Here is a 15,540-nt window from a genome sequence, read left to right as displayed (position 1 = left end):
GCGGCAGGTCCGGGACAGCGGCTGCCTCACCGCAGGCCACATCCCGTCGATGGCTGACCAACGCGGCCAAGAGACTCAGTCCGGCGCGGGCCGGCCCCACATGGCACAGGTTGTAGAGACCGCCCAGAGGCGTCCAGCTAATCCAGGACAGGCGCGTAATGCCAGGCCAGAGCCTCAAGGGCCGGAGACGTCCGCACAGTCTGTGAGACTTGTGTGAGAGCGCGTGCGACGACGAAGCCCCGCCGGAGTCTTGAGTTCTAGTGGTCGTCGGAACACCCCCACGTCGGTGGGGAGGACACCAGGAACACGACGATGATCGTGGCCAGGATCGGAACACCCCCACGTCGGTGGGGAGGACCCCGCGCCCAAGAGTGAGGGCAGCCGGGGCGACGGAACACCCCCACATCGGTGGGGAGGACTCCCGGCGCTTCTTCCGGAAGGTGCCGTCCGTCGGAATACCCCCACGTCGGTGGGGAGGACGAGCAGGGCAGCGACGTCCTCGCGCGGACGGTAGGAACACCCCCACGTCGGTGGGGAGGACCCCGCGACGATCACCCACGACAGGCGCAGGATCGGAACACCCCCACGTCGGTGGGGAGGACCACCTCGAGCAGCGCGGCCCGGCCAACGACCGCGGAACACCCCCACGTCGGTGGGGAGGACTCGGGGACGGTGAGCTGTCCCTTCTGCCCGGCCGGAACACCCCCACGTCGGTGGGGAGGACTCGTTCAGCTCGAGCCCGGTACGGGTCCTGTACGGAACACCCCCACGTCGGTGGGGAGGACTTCGTCGGCTGGCGGGGCCTCGCTCACGATGTCGGAACACCCCCACGTCGGTGGGGAGGACACTGGCCGGACCGTCTCCAGGAGGCGGGACTGCGGAACACCCCCACGTCGGTGGGGAGGACGGCCTACTCCTGGCCCTCGGTCTTGTCGGAGCCGGAACACCCCCACGTCGGTGGGGAGGACCCGGCGCGCCTCCCGGGCGCGGGACAACGCGGAGGAACACCCCCACGTCGGTGGGGAGGACCCCGTACAGGCTCCTACAAGGACCCTCCACAGCGGAACACCCCCACGTCGGTGGGGAGGACGCCGCCGGCCGCCACGGCGCCACCCTTGCCGACGGAACACCCCCACGTCGGTGGGGAGGACAGCGTGAACAGCACCCTTCTCTCGGCCGTCATCGGAACACCCCCACGTCGGTGGGGAGGACGTCGGCGCCTGGCCCTGGATACGGGCCCGCTTCGGAACACCCCCACGTCGGTGGGGAGGACCGCGTTGCGCAGTTCGTCCGCGGAGCGCTGCAGCGGAACACCCCCACGTCGGTGGGGAGGACCGATCGCGAGACAACGAAGCTAACCTGATCCGCGGAACACCCCCACGTCGGTGGGGAGGACGAGGCCAGAAACGTGCACGCGCCCCTGTGGGGCGGAACACCCCCACGTCGGTGGGGAGGACCGTGATCTGCCAGGCACTGTGTTCGGGTGCGCCGGAACACCCCCACGTCGGTGGGGAGGACAGGAGGTCACCGACGGCCAGCTCGAGACGCTTCGGAACACCCCCACGTCGGTGGGGAGGACGGCCGGGTGCCGGACCCGGTCACCGTGTAGATCGGAACACCCCCACGTCGGTGGGGAGGACTACTTCGGGTTCGACCAGAAGTTGGGGTTCAGCGGAACACCCCCACGTCGGTGGGGAGGACGAGAACGACCACGGCGACCCGGGCTCCATGAACGGAACACCCCCACGTCGGTGGGGAGGACAGCTTCTCCGTACCGCTGGACCTGGGCGGCGACGGAACACCCCCACGTCGGTGGGGAGGACCTCCGGTCGGCGGGCCAAGTGCGGATAGCACGCGGAACACCCCCACGTCGGTGGGGAGGACGGCGTCTCCTTGATGGCGGGTGACCCCACCATCGGAACACCCCCACGTCGGTGGGGAGGACAGCACCGCACGCTCGGCCGCACGCTCGACACACGGAACACCCCCACGTCGGTGGGGAGGACGAGAGCAGCCGGGCAACGGTGGTCGGGTGCCACGGAACACCCCCACGTCGGTGGGGAGGACGCCGAGGACTCTGTCCACCTTGGCGTACGTGGAGGAACACCCCCACGTCGGTGGGGAGGACGTGAGAGTGAGCAAGTTCGAGGCGCTCGACGACGGAACACCCCCACGTCGGTGGGGAGGACGCCGAGAACGGGCAGCAGGACATCCAGGAACGCGGAACACCCCCACGTCGGTGGGGAGGACGGTGGTGCACCAGGCGAGCCAGGAGGCCACTTCGGAACACCCCCACGTCGGTGGGGAGGACCCTTTCTGACCTGCGGCTCAAGTAGGGCTTTGCCCTTCTTTTGCATTGAGGGCGACTCTGCGTCGCGACGGGTGAAGCTGCACGTCTTCACCATATCGGGGCCGGATGACTGCAGTGCTGTCGGTGGGGAGTGGTTGAATGCCGGCTCCAGTAGTGGGGCGTGGTCCGCTGGCTGGGGTGAGGGGGCGAGGATGCCGGGGAAGTGGGAAGCGCCGGATGAGTCGGTGTGGGGGAAGTCGAGAGGTTTGGATCCGGGGCTGCCGCCGTATCCGCTGATCCGGCACCTCCTGGACGCTGCCGCGATGGCGCTGCACCTCTGGGATGCCTACCTGTCCGAAAACCAGCGTCTGCGGATCGCCGACGGGATGGGGCTGGCGGGCGAGCTGGAACGTGCGAGGACAGTCGTCGGGCTGTGTGCCGGCCTGCATGACATCGGCAAGCTCTCAGGGTTTCAGTTCTGCTCCTGGCATGGCAGCCAGTACCTCAGCGCGGAGCTGGGCGGCGACCGCATGAAGATGAGCGCGGAGCGGTTCGGGCATGATGTGGCCGGCCTGCAGGGTGCGAAGGAAGTGCTGGCGGATCTGGGCTTTGCCGCTGACGGAGAACTGAGGGTCGCAGAGCGGCTGGCCGAGGTCATCGGCGGTCATCACGGACGCTTTCACCGCGTCGAGGACGGCATCGCTCCGGCGTTTCTCGGTGGGGCCGCCTGGGCGCGGCAGAGGACTGCGCACGCAGCCACGGTGCACGAGTCGCTGGGAGCGCCGCAGGCGCCGGGGGTGTTCAAGGCGTCGGCCGCGGTGTTGGTGACGGGGGTGGTCATTCTTGCGGACTGGCTGGTAAGTCAGGAGGACTATCTTCGGGAACGCCAGCGGGGGCTCGAGCCGGTGCTGGCGGATCATTTCAAGCGTTCACAGAAGGACGCTCCCCGTCTGCTGGCCGAGGCCGGGTTGGCCCGGGTGTGGTTGCAGCGCAAGGGGTTCGCGGAGGCGTACGGCATTCAGGGCGAGCCGAATCCGTTGCAGCGGTCCGTGATGAACGAGTTGCGGGAGGCGATGGGCGAGGGGCGTCGTGGCGGCATCTTCCTCGTCACCGCGGCTCCGGGTGACGGTAAGAGCGAGACGGCTCTGGAGGCCGAGCGGGTTCTGTCCGAGGTCTTCGGCACGCAGGGGTACGCGTTTTTGCTGCCGACGATGGCTACCAGCGATCAGATGCACGGGCGGGTTGCGAAAGCGTTGCTGCGTCAGTCCGGCGAGGATGCCGGGCTGACGCTGGTCCACAGTATGGCCTGGCTGAACAGTGCTTACGCCGACGAGGACCTGGACGCGCAGAGCGTGCTGACCTGTGACGGTGACGAGGCCGGGGTGGGGAGTCGGCGGGCGGAGGCGGACATGCGGCCGCAGCGGTGGCTGCGCGGGCCCAAGCGGCCGCTGCTCGCGCAGTTCGCGGTTGGCACGATCGACCAGGCCCTGATGGCGGTGCTGCCGGTGCGGCACAACGCGCTGCGGTTGCTGGGCCTGTCGGGGAAGACGTTCATCGTCGACGAGGCCCACGCCTATGACCCGTACATGCAGGTGTTGCTGGGCCGGTTGCTGAACTGGCTCGGGGCGTACGGCGTGCCGGTCGTCCTGCTGTCGGCGACGTTGCCGGCGTCGGTCAGCGACCGGCTGATCAAGGAGTATCTGCAGGGCGCCGGCCACAAGACGCGGGCCCTGAGTAGACGGACGTTTCCGGCGCCCTACCCCGGGTGGCTGTATGTGGACGGGGAGAGCGGCCGGGCGACCCAGATTTCGCCTGCTCGCCAGCATGAGCAGGCGCGTGCGCGGGGCATGGAGCTCGGTGTCGTGGTGGAGCCGGTCGTCCACGGTTCCGGTGGTGGTGCCCGGGACCGGCTGGCGGTGATCGAACGGCTCCTGAAGCCGGTGGGCGAGGGGGAGGGCGGCACTGCCCTGGTGGTGTGCAACACCGTAGAAGAAGCGCAGGACACCTATCTGAGACTCCGTGAACGGTTCGGCAAGCGCTCCCACGAGCAGGGCGGAAGCGTACAACTGCTGCATGCCCGTTTCCCCGGGGACGTACGCGAGGCCCGTACGCGGGAGGTCACCGAAGGGCTGGGCCGCGGAGGTCCGCGTCCGCCGCGCCGGATCGTTGTCGCCACCCAGGTCGTCGAGCAGTCACTTGATCTTGATGCCGATATCGTCATCAGCGACCTCGCTCCGCTGTCCCTGCTGCTGCAGCGGGCCGGACGGTGCTGGCGGCACGAGAACCACTGGGCCCGGCACGGCTACCCCGATGGTCGCGGCCGTCCGGCCTGGGCGAGCGGGCCGCGTCTTGTGGTGCTCGACCCGATGGCTGGCGGCGGAAAGACGCCACAGCAGTGGGGCGAGGTGTATTCCGAGCACCTCCTCACCACCACCTCCCACACTCTTGCCGGAATCGGGGGCGGGACCATCTCCATCCCGGGCGATGTGCAGGACCTGGTCGAAGCCGTCCACGGGGACAACGAGGACTTCGACTGGAACAGTCCGGGCGGCAGCGAGGCGAAAGCCTGGACGGCTCACAAGGGCAAGGAGACGGCGGAACGCAGCATGGCCGGCCTTCTCGCCGTCCCACGGGCGCGGAGCGTTTCCGCGCTGCATGACCTGCACGATCTGCCCGGTGAAGAGGATGAGTGGGAGGTGTCCACCAGACTCGGCGCCGACTCGGTGCGACTGCTGTGCGCCTATGTCCAGGAGGACGGCCGGGCGACCCTGGACCCTGAGGGTGAGCAACTGCTTCCCCAGGTCGCGTCGGACGGCAAGATGCCGGTCTCGTCCGTGCGGGAGGTGATGCGCCGCACCATTCCGGTCCGCGCCGACTGGCTCAAGGAAGCGGATCCCGACGCTGTCGCCCCGCCGAAGTCGTGGACGAAGCACCCGATGCTCGGAGAACTGCGTGTTCTTCGCCAGCCCGTGCAGGGCGGGAGTGTGCAAGCGGTGAAGGTCGGCGGCAAGACACTGCGGCTGGATGAGGACCTCGGGCTTGTCCGTAAGTGACCGAGTCCAACCGGGCACCCCCCACGTCGGCGGGGAAGGCGTAGGGCTGAAGGTAACCTCCCTGGCCCTCGACTGAAGCACCCCTGCTTCGGCGGGGAGGTGGCCCTAGGAGAGTACCTAGGGCCACCTCCCCGCCGATTACCGGGAGAGGCGGCGGTATACCTCAGCAGCCCCCAGCAGTAAGGCGCTGCACGATCCGACCGTTGCCGGGTCCGGACGCTCGCCGATCACGATCATAATGACGGCCACCACAAGCACCCAAGGTGCTGCGGCAGTCCACGGGACGGGAAGGGCCGGCTGCATGGTTCTCCTCATGGCTGGGCCGGCCAATTCCTCGACTGAGGCGGTGCGTTGAGGAGGGTCATAGCCCACTCGGAACAGTGCGGGCAAGTCGATCTTCCCTCTGGTGCTGCGTCCGACGGAAAACGGCTCCGTTGTCAGTGGCGGCTGTTTCAATGTCGGGACGCTGGGAGCAAGGCTGCTGGGGCGCTTTGCGGTGCCGGTGTGTCATGGGGAACAAGGGCGTTGGAGGGGGTGGCCGTGAGTGGGGGATTCGACCTGCGGGTCGAGCCGTGGGTTCCGGTGCGTTTGCTGACCGGGCAGTCGGCGTGGGTGGGCTTGTGCGAGTTGTTCAAACGCGCGCACGAGATCGAGGACCTGGAGATGCCGGTGCCGCCGGCAGCGGCGGGCTTGATGCGGATTCTGGCGCCGATCGCGGCGAGGATCGCCACCGATGGTGGTGACCGGCTCGACGATCCGGACGTTGCGGAGGACATCGACGACTGGTTCGATCTGCGGGAGCGTGTTCTGAAGGCCGGCCGGTTCGATCCGCAGGCGGTGGACGCGTACTTCGGCCGGGCAGCCCTGGTGGGTCGGTTCGACCTGTTCCATCCCGAGCGGCCGTTCCTCCAGGATCCGCGGCTGCGCGCGGAGTGCGTGGACGCGAAGGGGGCACCGAACCCGTCCGGGGTGAACAAGCTCGTGATGGGCCGCCCCACGGGCGTCAACGGGGCGGTACTGTTCGGTCATTTCACCGACACCGCGCCCGTGCCGGTACCGGCCGCCGAGGCCGCCTGGCATCTGATCGCGCAGTTGTACTACGGGCCGTCCGGGCAGTGCACGCCCCGCCGGATCACCGGTGAGCGGGCAGGCAGCGGTGACGCGGCCCCGCTGCGCAAGTCCGTCTCCTACTTTTCCTGGGGGCCCGACCTGTTCAGCACGCTGGTGCTGGCCGTGCCGAGCCCTCAGGCCGAGGTTGACTGGGAGGCGCAGGACGCCTGCCCGTGGGAGGAGGAACTCAACGCTCCCCTGGAGTCTTTGCCACCGGTCACGTGGCCGGGCCGGATGCTGACCGGCCGGTTCCGTCATGCCGCGCTGCTCGTGCCGTCGGAGGACGGCCGGACGGTGACCGACGCCTACATCACCTGGTCGACGCACGAGCCGCCGCAGAAGGTGCGTGACCCGTACCAGATCCTCGACAGGCGCAAGGACGGAGACTTCCAGCCGCGGGAGGCCGACGGGGCGAGGGCCCTGTGGCGGGATCTCGACTCGCTGCTGCTGAAGGACAGCCGTCAGGATGCCCAGCGCCCTCCGGCTCTCGCGCACCTGCCCAAGCCACTGCTGCCACGGCTGAGGGTGCGCGCCTACGGCTTCGACCAGGACGGTCAGCAAAAGGACAGCGTCTGGTTCCGGGCGACGAGTCCGCAGGTCCTGCAGTGGCAGGAGGAGAACGACGCGGAGATGGCCTATCACGTCAAGCGCTGCCACGCCGCTGCGGAGAAGGCAGGTGACCGGCTGGACTTCGCCGCGAGGATCGCCTGGAAGATCGCCACCGACACGGGTGTCGACCTGTCGCCCAAGGCCAAGATCAAGCTGGATGCCCGCAAGCCCGGTCCGTGGGCTTCTGCCGCGCTGACTCGTTACTGGCCGGCCGCGGAGAAGAAGTTCTGGCAGCTCACCGAGCCCGGCCGCATCACAGACCGGGCCGACAAGCCGTTCGTCGACGCGGCCCTCACCGCTCTCGACGAGGCCATCGGCCAGGCCAACCGTGCGGACATCCGGGTGGCGCGCGCCCGTCACCGCGCCCGCGGCCTCCTTCTCACACTGCTACAGCCGTCCGCATCCGACTGAACCCGCCCGGCTGCGCTCACGCCGACGCCGTCGGCGCTTCGTCACCTCACCCTTCCCCGCATCAGGGATGTCTCATGACCGATTCCGTGCCGGCGGTGTCTGCTCCGCCGACCTCCTCAACCGTCCGTATCTCGGACCGGTTCGTCGCCTACGTGCACCAGGTGTGCGAGTCCACGCAGGCCCGTGCCGCCCTGCGGCGCGGGCTCGGGCTGCCGGTGGAGCGGTGCAACTACATGCACCGTTACCTGGTGCCGTGGATGCGCGACCACGACGACCAGCACCATGCCGATGTTCGGCGGGCGTACTACGCGGTGGCCTCGCTGATCGCCGCACGTCCCCGCTCGGCCCGCGACACCACACCCGACCAGAGCGCGTTCGTCTCCTGGTACGAGCGTTCCAACCTGGGCGCCTCACTCGGCCAGGCCGTCTCCCAGGGCGTCCTGAAGGAGAACTCTGCCGAAAGCGCTCTTCACTTGATGGCCCGCCAGAGCAGTGATGCCGTCCACCCGGGCCTGCCCGCCCTCGTCCGCCAGCTCCTGGTCGGCGGCATCGCGGTCGACTGGGCAGTCCTCCTGGAGGACCTCGCCCGGTGGAACCGCAGCCGCGACCGTATCGCCACCCGCTGGCTCGAGAGCTACTTCCGCACCGCCAGCAGCGGCACGACCGAGCCTGCCTACTTTGATTCTGCCGAGGAGAACGACCGATGACTCTCTACCTGGACCTGAGCGCCCTGCAGTCGGTGCCCGCCGCCAACCTCAACCGTGACGACCTCGGCTCCCCCAAGCAGGTGCGCTACGGCAACGCTCCCCGCATCCGGGTCTCCAGCCAGTCCTGGAAGCGGGTCATCCGGCTCGGCGTCGAGCAGGATCTCGGGGAGAAGGCCGCCCGAACCCGCCTGGTGCCGGCGAAGGTGCAGCGCGCCCTCGAGAACGCCGGCTGGCCGACCGAGCTGGCCGCGTTCGCCGGAGCGCAGGTCGCCGCGAGCGCCGGAAAGAAGGGCATCGGCACGGAATCGGCCGGCCACACCTCGGTGCTGCTGTTCCTGCCGGAGGCGGCCATCGACGAATTGGCCGCCGTGTGCGCCGAGCACCGTCAGACCCTGGAGGCGGCCCAGGACAAGAAGAAGCCCGGCCAGGTACTGCCGCCCCAGACGATCGAGGCGATCCTCAAGCGGCGCACCGCCTCCATCAGTCTGCTGGGTCGCATGCTCGCCGAGCTCCCGGACGCCAACGTGGACGGGGCGGCCCAGGTCGCCCACGCGTTCACCACGCACACCGCCGAGCCGCAGCGTGACTACTTCACCGCCGTCGACGACTGGCTGGGCGAGGCCGAGACCGGCAGCGGTCACCTCGACACCGCCGAGTTCAGCGCCGGCGTCTTCTACCGGTACGCGACCGTCAACGTCGCCGACCTGCTGAAGAACCTGGACGGCGACATCAAGGCCGCCCGGACCGTACTCAGTTCCTTTGCCGAGCACTTCCTGCTCTCCCTCCCGCAGGCCAAGAAGAGCAGCACCGCCCCGCACACCGTCCCGGACCTGGCCTACCTCGCCGTGCGTGAACACCGACCGCTCTCCCTGGCCGCGGCCTTCGAGACCCCCGTCACCGGCGACCAGCAGGGTGGCTTCTCCCAGCCCTCCCGCCAAGCCCTCGACGCCTACGCCGGCAACATCAACCGCCTCACCGGCGACCGCAACCGCCGCTTCCACGGCCACGCCGTCATCAACCCCAAGGAGAAGTACACCGGGCTCGGCACCACCCACGACTCTTTCGACCAGCTGATCGACGCCGCCGTCGAGGCCGCTGTGCCCGCCGTGCAGGATCAGCAGTGAGCGGGCTCCTGTTGCGCCTGGCCGGCCCCCTGCAGTCCTGGGGTGAACGCTCCGCGTTCACCCCAGTGCGGGACACCGCGCCCTTCCCGACCCGCTCCGCGCTGATCGGAATGTTCGCCGCGGCCGAGGGAATCGGCCGCGATGAGGCGGGCCTGGACCGCTACCAGGACCTGCGGTTCACCGTGCGCGTGGACCGGCCGGGCGTCCGGCTCGTCGACTACCACACCGTCGGCGGCGGATTCCCCAAGGACCGCACCGCCGCCACCAGTGGAGGCAGTAACAAGGGCGCCGCCGTCATCACCCGCCGCCACTACCTGTCCGACGCGGTGTTCGTCGTCGCCGTCACCGCAGCCGACGAGACCGTCGAGCGCCTCGCGGATGCTCTGAGCCGCCCGCACTGGGCGCCCTATCTGGGCCGCCGTTCCTGCGTCCCCGACGAGCCGTTCCTCCTGCGCCGCCACGTCGACGACCCCGAGGAAGAACTCCGCACCCGGGTGCCGCTCAGCCGCACCGCGCCGCGAGCGAAGGACGGCGACGGTCAGGAAGCCGGGGCGGTCGCCGTGGAATTCCTCCTGGAACAGCCACCGCCCACCAGTGCTTCCGGACAGCCTGCACCGGCCGACGTCATCGACGTGAACGACGTGCCGGTGAGCTTCGCCCAGCACGGCCGCAGCCACACAGGCCGCCGCCTCCACCGCACCGTGGAACCGGTGCCCCGCTCCCTCGCAGGCCCCCCAGAGACCCTGGTGCAACGCCTGATCGACTACGCCCACCTCGAGGAAAGCGCATGAACGACCATCCGGTGATCGCACGCATCCGCCTCAACCCGCATAGCCGCGACGTGCAACGGGACCTGCGCGACGCCACCCAGATGCACCGCACCGTCATGCGGATGGTCCCCGACGGCCTCGGCGACGCCCCCCGTCACCAGGCCGGGCTGCTGTACCGACTGGACGAAACCGACACCTCCAGCACCCTCCTCGTCCAGACCGCCGCCATGCTCGACCCGGCACGCCTGCCCACCGGATACGGCCAAGCCGACGTCAAAAGCCTCGCCCCGATGTTCACCGCATTGCGCAAGGGACTCGGCGTCCGCTACCGCATCGTCCTCAACCCCGCCAAGCGGGAGCGGCTCTCCCTGGAGGAGAAGGGAAAGCGGGGACAGATCGTGCCGCTCTCCGGCACCGACGCCGACCAGTGGTGGCTCCGCCGGGCCGCCGAAGCCGGCCTCGACCTTCACGTCCTGACCCCCACCAGCATGGAGTCGGTCCGCCCTCGCGGCCAAGACGCCCCCCGCATGCGGCACAGCCTGCTCCGTTACGACGGCACCGCCGCCGTCACCGACCCCGACGCTCTCCGAGACGCCGTCATCCACGGCATCGGACGTGGCAAACCGTACGGCGCGGGACTGCTCAGCCTCGCACCCGCGAGAACCACGTGAGCGCGCCACGACGGGGCGGCGACGCGCGCAGACGCCTCGCCGCCCCCACCCTGGCCATGCTCCCCCGCGTCGCGGACTCCCTGTCCTTCCTCTACCTGGACATGGTCCGCGTGGTGCAGGACGACACCGGAGTGTGCGCGCAGATCCAGATCGACGAACACCGCACCGACCTCGTCTACATCCCCACCGCCGCCCTGTCCTGCCTGCTCCTCGGCCCGGGTGTATCCATCACCACCCCGGCCTTGACCACCCTCGCTCGCCATGGCACCAGCGTCGTCTGCGTCGGAGCGGGCGGCGTCCGTGCCTACGCGGGCATCCTCCCGGACTCCCTCACCACCCACTGGCTCGAACAACAGGTCGCGACGTGGGCCGACCCGACGCGGCGCCTTGAGCTCGCCGTTCGCATGTACCGGATGCGCTTCAAGGACGCCGACGTACCGGAATCCGTCACCCTGGACCAGCTCCGCGGTATGGAAGGCCAGCGTATGAAGGCGTTCTACAAGATCCTCGCGCAGCAACACGGCATCGGACGCTTCCGCCGCAACTACCGGCCCGACCAATGGGAAACCCAGGACCCCGTCAACCTCGCTCTGTCCGCCGCCAACACCTGCCTGTACGGCGTCGTCCACGCCGCCCTGCTCGCCCTCGGACTTTCCCCGGCCCTCGGCTACGTCCACGCCGGCACCCAGCACGCCTTCGTCTACGACATCGCCGACCTCTACAAAGCCGACATCACACTCCCCCTCGCCTTCGCCCTCCACAGCTCCGACAACCCCGAACAGGAAGCCCGCCGCCGCTTCCGCGAAGACCTCCGACTCCTGCGTCTCCTGCCCCGCATCGTCCAGGACGTCCAGTCCCTGCTGACCCCGGCCCACACCCACACGACCACAGCCGGCGATGACACCGACGAGGAACGCTCCGAACGGCGTGACGTGCGGATGGTCCACCTCTGGGACCCCAAAGCCGGAGTCCTCCCAGCAGGCGTCAACTACGCCGAAGGAGGCAACTGATGCCCTCCATGGTCGTCATCGCCACCACCGCGGTCCCCGACCACCTGCGCGGCGCCCTCAGTCGATGGACCAGCGAAGTAGTGCCCGGCATCTTCGTCGGCAGCGTCTCGGCCCGCGTCCGTGATGAACTCTGGAACGCCGTCACCGAAGTCGTGGGCAACGGCGCCGCCCTTCTTGTCCACCCCGCCGCCACGGAACAGGGCTACGCCATCCGAACCGCAGGAACCCGCCGCCGGGCCCCTGTCGACTTCGACGGCCTTACTCTGATCCGCATGACCGCCGCACCAAAGGTAAAGGAAATGCAAGCCCCCTCTTAAGGTGCAGGTCAGAAAGGGTCCTCCCCGCCGACGCGGGGGTGTTCCGCCCGCGAAGAACGCCGCTCCACCCTCGGCCAGGTCCTCCCCGCCGACGCGGGGGTGTTCCGCCCGCGAAGAACGCCGCTCCACCCTCGGCCAGGTCCTCCCCGCCGACGCGGGGGTGTTCCGCGGAGCTCGGGGTCGGCGGTGAGTCGTCCGACGTCCTCCCCGCCGACGCGGGGGTGTTCCGTAGCCGAACTGCTGCTTGGCGCTGGTGACCTGGTCCTCCCCGCCGACGCGGGGGTGTTCCGTCGAAGTACGGCGGCAACAGCTTCGCGGGGTGGTCCTCCCCGCCGACGCGGGGGTGTTCCGGTGACGTTCGCGTTCGTGTTGGGCGTCGCGTTGTCCTCCCCGCCGACGCGGGGGTGTTCCGTACTCGATCGCCGCCCGGCCCTCCTTCGCCGCGTCCTCCCCGCCGACGCGGGGGTGTTCCGCTACCTCGCGGTTCGGAGACGACCCGCTCGAGGTCCTCCCCGCCGACGCGGGGGTGTTCCGTGCTCGACGTCCAGGAGGACACCGGTGGGGATGTCCTCCCCGCCGACGCGGGGGTGTTCCGCGCCCGGCCTGGTCGGTGGACATCCGCACCGAGTCCTCCCCGCCGACGCGGGGGTGTTCCACCAGCGCACGTGGGTGCGCACAGGGTTCGCCTGTCCTCCCCGCCGACGCGGGGGTGTTCCGCACTGGCCCAGCGCGCAGCAGTGGCAGGAAGCGTCCTCCCCGCCGACGCGGGGGTGTTCCGGTGCGCCGCCGGCTGCTCTCCCAGTACGCGGCGTCCTCCCCGCCGACGCGGGGGTGTTCCGCCCGGCTTGGCAAGGAGATCACCACCGACGGGGTCCTCCCCGCCGACGCGGGGGTGTTCCGCCGTGCTGCTGTTCTTCCTGGTCATGTCGAAGGGTCCTCCCCGCCGACGCGGGGGTGTTCCGCACCCCACCGCCACTCAGGCACGACCGACTCCGGCTGCGTCCTCCCCGCCGACGCGGGGGTGTTCCCCCCGCCTCCCTGGCCGACATCAGGGAGGCGTTGTCCTCCCCGCCGACGCGGGGGTGTTCCGCCGATGCAGTGTCCGGACGGCGCGGGACTACAGTCCTCCCCGCCGACGCGGGGGTGTTCCGAGGCCGCCGGGTCGGATGTGGTGGCCGGCGTAGTCCTCCCCGCCGACGCGGGGGTGTTCCGAGGCCGCACTCAAAGCCCTCGCCGACACCGTCGTCCTCCCCGCCGACGCGGGGGTGTTCCGTCTCTTGGGCCGGGGCGCTTCCCGCCATCCGGGTCCTCCCCGCCGACGCGGGGGTGTTCCGACGAACGGTTTTCTCGCGGACCTGTGGATTGAGTCCTCCCCGCCGACGCGGGGGTGTTCCGTGCCGCAGGAACGGCGTGGCACAGACCAGGCCGTCCTCCCCGTCGACGCGGGGGTGTTCCGCGCTACGAGAGCGCCAGCGGCCCCGAACCCGGGTCCTTTTCGCCGACGCGGGGGTGTTCCGCTGGGCACGCCTTGTCCGTGAACTTCGAAAGGTTCTTCACCTACTTGGACTTATGCCTTCGGTCTACCGGACTGCCTGAAACAGCATGGCGACCTTCGGACATGCCGTGCGGGGGCCGATGTGCGTTCGGGCTCGGGGGCGTACCTACGGCAGCGGTCGTCCGAGGGTGACGCTTCGTGGCCTTATCGACGACTCACGGCAGCAGTTGTTCACGACCGCGGGAGGCACCTGCCACGCTGGGATGTCGATGTCGATGTCGATGTCGACGAGAACGGGAGGCAGTACGCCGCCGCGGTCCGCGTGACGGCGTCGATGCTGCGCCACCGATCGCCTGGCCCCGTAGCCAGCGCTTTTGCCCTCAGCCACCGGAGCACCAATAGCGACGCAGACGGCGGAGCGCTTCCCGGTGGTGGGCGGTGCTGTCCATCGTCGTGAACAACAGCTCGGTGCCGGCCACCGAAGTGCCTCCCAAACTGCTGTAGAAACGCTGCTCCTCGACACGTACAGAGCCACGCTTCGCTTGTGTCATGGCGCGGAGAGAGGGTTGGGTCGTCACAGGCTCCGGTTGGCGGCGTGTGGATTGATGGCCTGCGGGAGGCCGGGTGGAGTGGTCTTGAGTTGTGCGGGCCTGTGGGGCACTGCCAGCTTCGTGCCGGTGCCGTGGGCGAGGTCCTCGGCGAGGCTGGCCAGGAGCGGGGCGGGCGTGTAGGGGGAGGCGTGGAGGGCCCAGGTGGGGCAGTCGATGCTGGGGCCGGCCCAGAGGGTCCAGGTGGGCAGGGTGCTGAGGTTCTGGGCGGCGAAGGCGTCGAACTGGATGCCGGCGTCGCCCGGGGTGGTCTCCCAGCGGATCCACTGTCCTTCGATGGTGTGCTTCCAGCCGGCGTCGGTGAGGGGGCGGGTGGCTTCGGTGACGGTCTTCTCGGTGGTGGGGCTGCCGATGGCGGTTTCCCAGGCGTCGCCTTCCGCGAGCCTGCTCAGGAGGGTCTTGAGTACGGGGGCGGGTGTGGAGCCGGTCAGGGTGAGGTGCCACATGCGGTCGGAGACGGGTGTCTCGTAGGCGGCGAAGGTCCAGGCGGTCTCGCGGGGATCTGTTTCGTGGACGAGTTCGGCCCGCAAGGTCTGTGACTCGTGGATGAGGTGGGTGGTGCCGTCCGACCAGGTGCGCCATTTCTCCCAGTCGTCGTGTTCGGCGACGAATTCGTCGAGGGCGGCGTCGTGGTCCGCCGGGTCGGCGGCGTAGGCGGGAACCATCTCGGTCCGCTGGACGGCAGGCTCGGGTTCCAGCGGGCCAGGCGAGTGCAGAGTGTGGCGGGCTTCGGCGGTCTGGCGCTCGACGTCGGTCATAGGCGCGGGCCCGGGGCGCTTCGTGCCGCCGTAGAGGCGTTCGAAGGCGGTGAGTGCTTCGGCAGGTGAATCGAAGCTCTCCGTGATCGTGCGCAGGTGGTTCTCGCCATGGAGGGCGACGCTGCTGCCGTCGCGGTAGGAGCCGGCGGCGACCATGGTCCATCCGTCGTGGGCGTGGGCGTGTATGACGAGGCGGCCGTGGCGGATGTCGTCGTAGATCTTCTGGGCTTCGTCGGAGACCTCACGGATCTCCTGGCGGGTGCACCAGGGCATGGGGTAGTCGGCCCAGGTCCACTCCTCGTCAATGGCTTCACGCAGCCCGGACGTGATCTCGGTGCTGATGCCTTCGGCAATGAGCGCCTGGGCGGCCCGTTCTGCCCAGTAGGGCTCCTCGCGGTCGATGCGGGCCATGACCAGCGTGTGCTCGTCCACGCGCTCGAAGCCGCGGACGCTCAGGTGGGCGTGGGCGATGTGTCGTGCGGTGCCGGCGACGGTGGCGACGACGGCGCTGCGATGGGAGGGGTGGGTGTCGAGGCGGACGTGCGCGTCGATGGACAGTGTCGTCAAGGCGAGTTGCTCGATTCGGCCTGGGGCCGGGCCGGATGGA

General features: G+C 69.5%; 9 protein-coding genes and 2 CRISPR repeat arrays. Of the genes, 8 read left to right on the top strand and 1 reads right to left on the bottom strand.

Going from position 1 to position 15,540, the window contains the following annotated elements:
- Positions 1 to 268 precede the first annotated feature (268 nt).
- A CRISPR array of direct repeats spans positions 269 to 2,311; the repeat unit is 28 nt; unit sequence GGAACACCCCCACGTCGGTGGGGAGGAC.
- Positions 2,312 to 2,502: 191 nt separating this feature from the next.
- The 8 genes from ACIF80_RS30840 (at position 2,503) to cas2e (ending at position 12,072) form a co-directional block, all read left to right on the top strand.
- Positions 2,503 to 5,343 (top strand): HD domain-containing protein, encoded by a 2,841-nt coding sequence (locus tag ACIF80_RS30840; RefSeq protein ID WP_399810592.1) that lies wholly within the window; start codon positions 2,503 to 2,505, stop codon positions 5,341 to 5,343.
- Positions 5,344 to 5,883: 540 nt separating this feature from the next.
- A complete protein-coding gene (casA, locus tag ACIF80_RS30835) occupies positions 5,884 to 7,473 on the top strand; it encodes a type I-E CRISPR-associated protein Cse1/CasA (protein ID WP_399810590.1) in 1,590 nt (529 codons plus the stop codon).
- 74 nt (positions 7,474 to 7,547) lie between these two features.
- The gene (casB, locus tag ACIF80_RS30830) at positions 7,548 to 8,180 is read left to right on the top strand and encodes a type I-E CRISPR-associated protein Cse2/CasB (RefSeq protein ID WP_399810588.1); all 633 of its coding nucleotides are present in this window, start codon (positions 7,548 to 7,550) and stop codon (positions 8,178 to 8,180) included.
- Positions 8,177 to 9,304, top strand: coding sequence for a type I-E CRISPR-associated protein Cas7/Cse4/CasC (cas7e, locus tag ACIF80_RS30825; RefSeq protein WP_399810586.1), 1,128 nt, complete (start codon positions 8,177 to 8,179; stop codon positions 9,302 to 9,304). The genes casB and cas7e overlap by 4 nt, the downstream gene beginning before the upstream one ends.
- Positions 9,301 to 10,095, top strand: coding sequence for a type I-E CRISPR-associated protein Cas5/CasD (gene cas5e, locus ACIF80_RS30820; protein ID WP_399810584.1), 795 nt, complete (start codon positions 9,301 to 9,303; stop codon positions 10,093 to 10,095). The genes cas7e and cas5e overlap by 4 nt, the downstream gene beginning before the upstream one ends.
- On the top strand, positions 10,092 to 10,745 hold the full coding sequence (gene cas6e, locus ACIF80_RS30815) for a type I-E CRISPR-associated protein Cas6/Cse3/CasE (RefSeq protein WP_399810582.1): 654 nt from the start codon (positions 10,092 to 10,094) through the stop codon (positions 10,743 to 10,745). Before cas5e ends, cas6e begins: the two co-directional genes overlap by 4 nt.
- Positions 10,746 to 10,801: 56 nt before the next feature.
- Complete coding sequence (gene cas1e, locus ACIF80_RS30810) at positions 10,802 to 11,755, top strand: type I-E CRISPR-associated endonuclease Cas1e (protein ID WP_399810841.1); 954 nt, start codon at positions 10,802 to 10,804, stop codon at positions 11,753 to 11,755.
- Complete coding sequence (gene cas2e / locus ACIF80_RS30805; protein ID WP_399810580.1) at positions 11,755 to 12,072, top strand: type I-E CRISPR-associated endoribonuclease Cas2e; 318 nt, start codon at positions 11,755 to 11,757, stop codon at positions 12,070 to 12,072. Before cas1e ends, cas2e begins: the two co-directional genes overlap by 1 nt.
- A gap of 17 nt (positions 12,073 to 12,089) precedes the next feature.
- Positions 12,090 to 13,589: a CRISPR direct-repeat array (repeat unit 29 nt; unit sequence GTCCTCCCCGCCGACGCGGGGGTGTTCCG).
- Positions 13,590 to 14,141: 552 nt separating this feature from the next.
- On the opposite strand, the gene ACIF80_RS30800 is transcribed toward cas2e, so the two are convergent.
- A complete protein-coding gene (locus tag ACIF80_RS30800) occupies positions 14,142 to 15,500 on the bottom strand; it encodes a DUF317 domain-containing protein (RefSeq protein ID WP_399810578.1) in 1,359 nt (452 codons plus the stop codon).
- Between the last annotated feature and the right edge of the window lie 40 nt (positions 15,501 to 15,540).

The sequence above is a fragment of the Streptomyces sp. NPDC085927 genome, from assembly GCF_044540975.1.
Lineage (GTDB): Bacteria > Actinomycetota > Actinomycetes > Streptomycetales > Streptomycetaceae > Streptomyces > Streptomyces hirsutus.
This window is presented reverse-complemented; position numbering and strand designations above follow the sequence as displayed.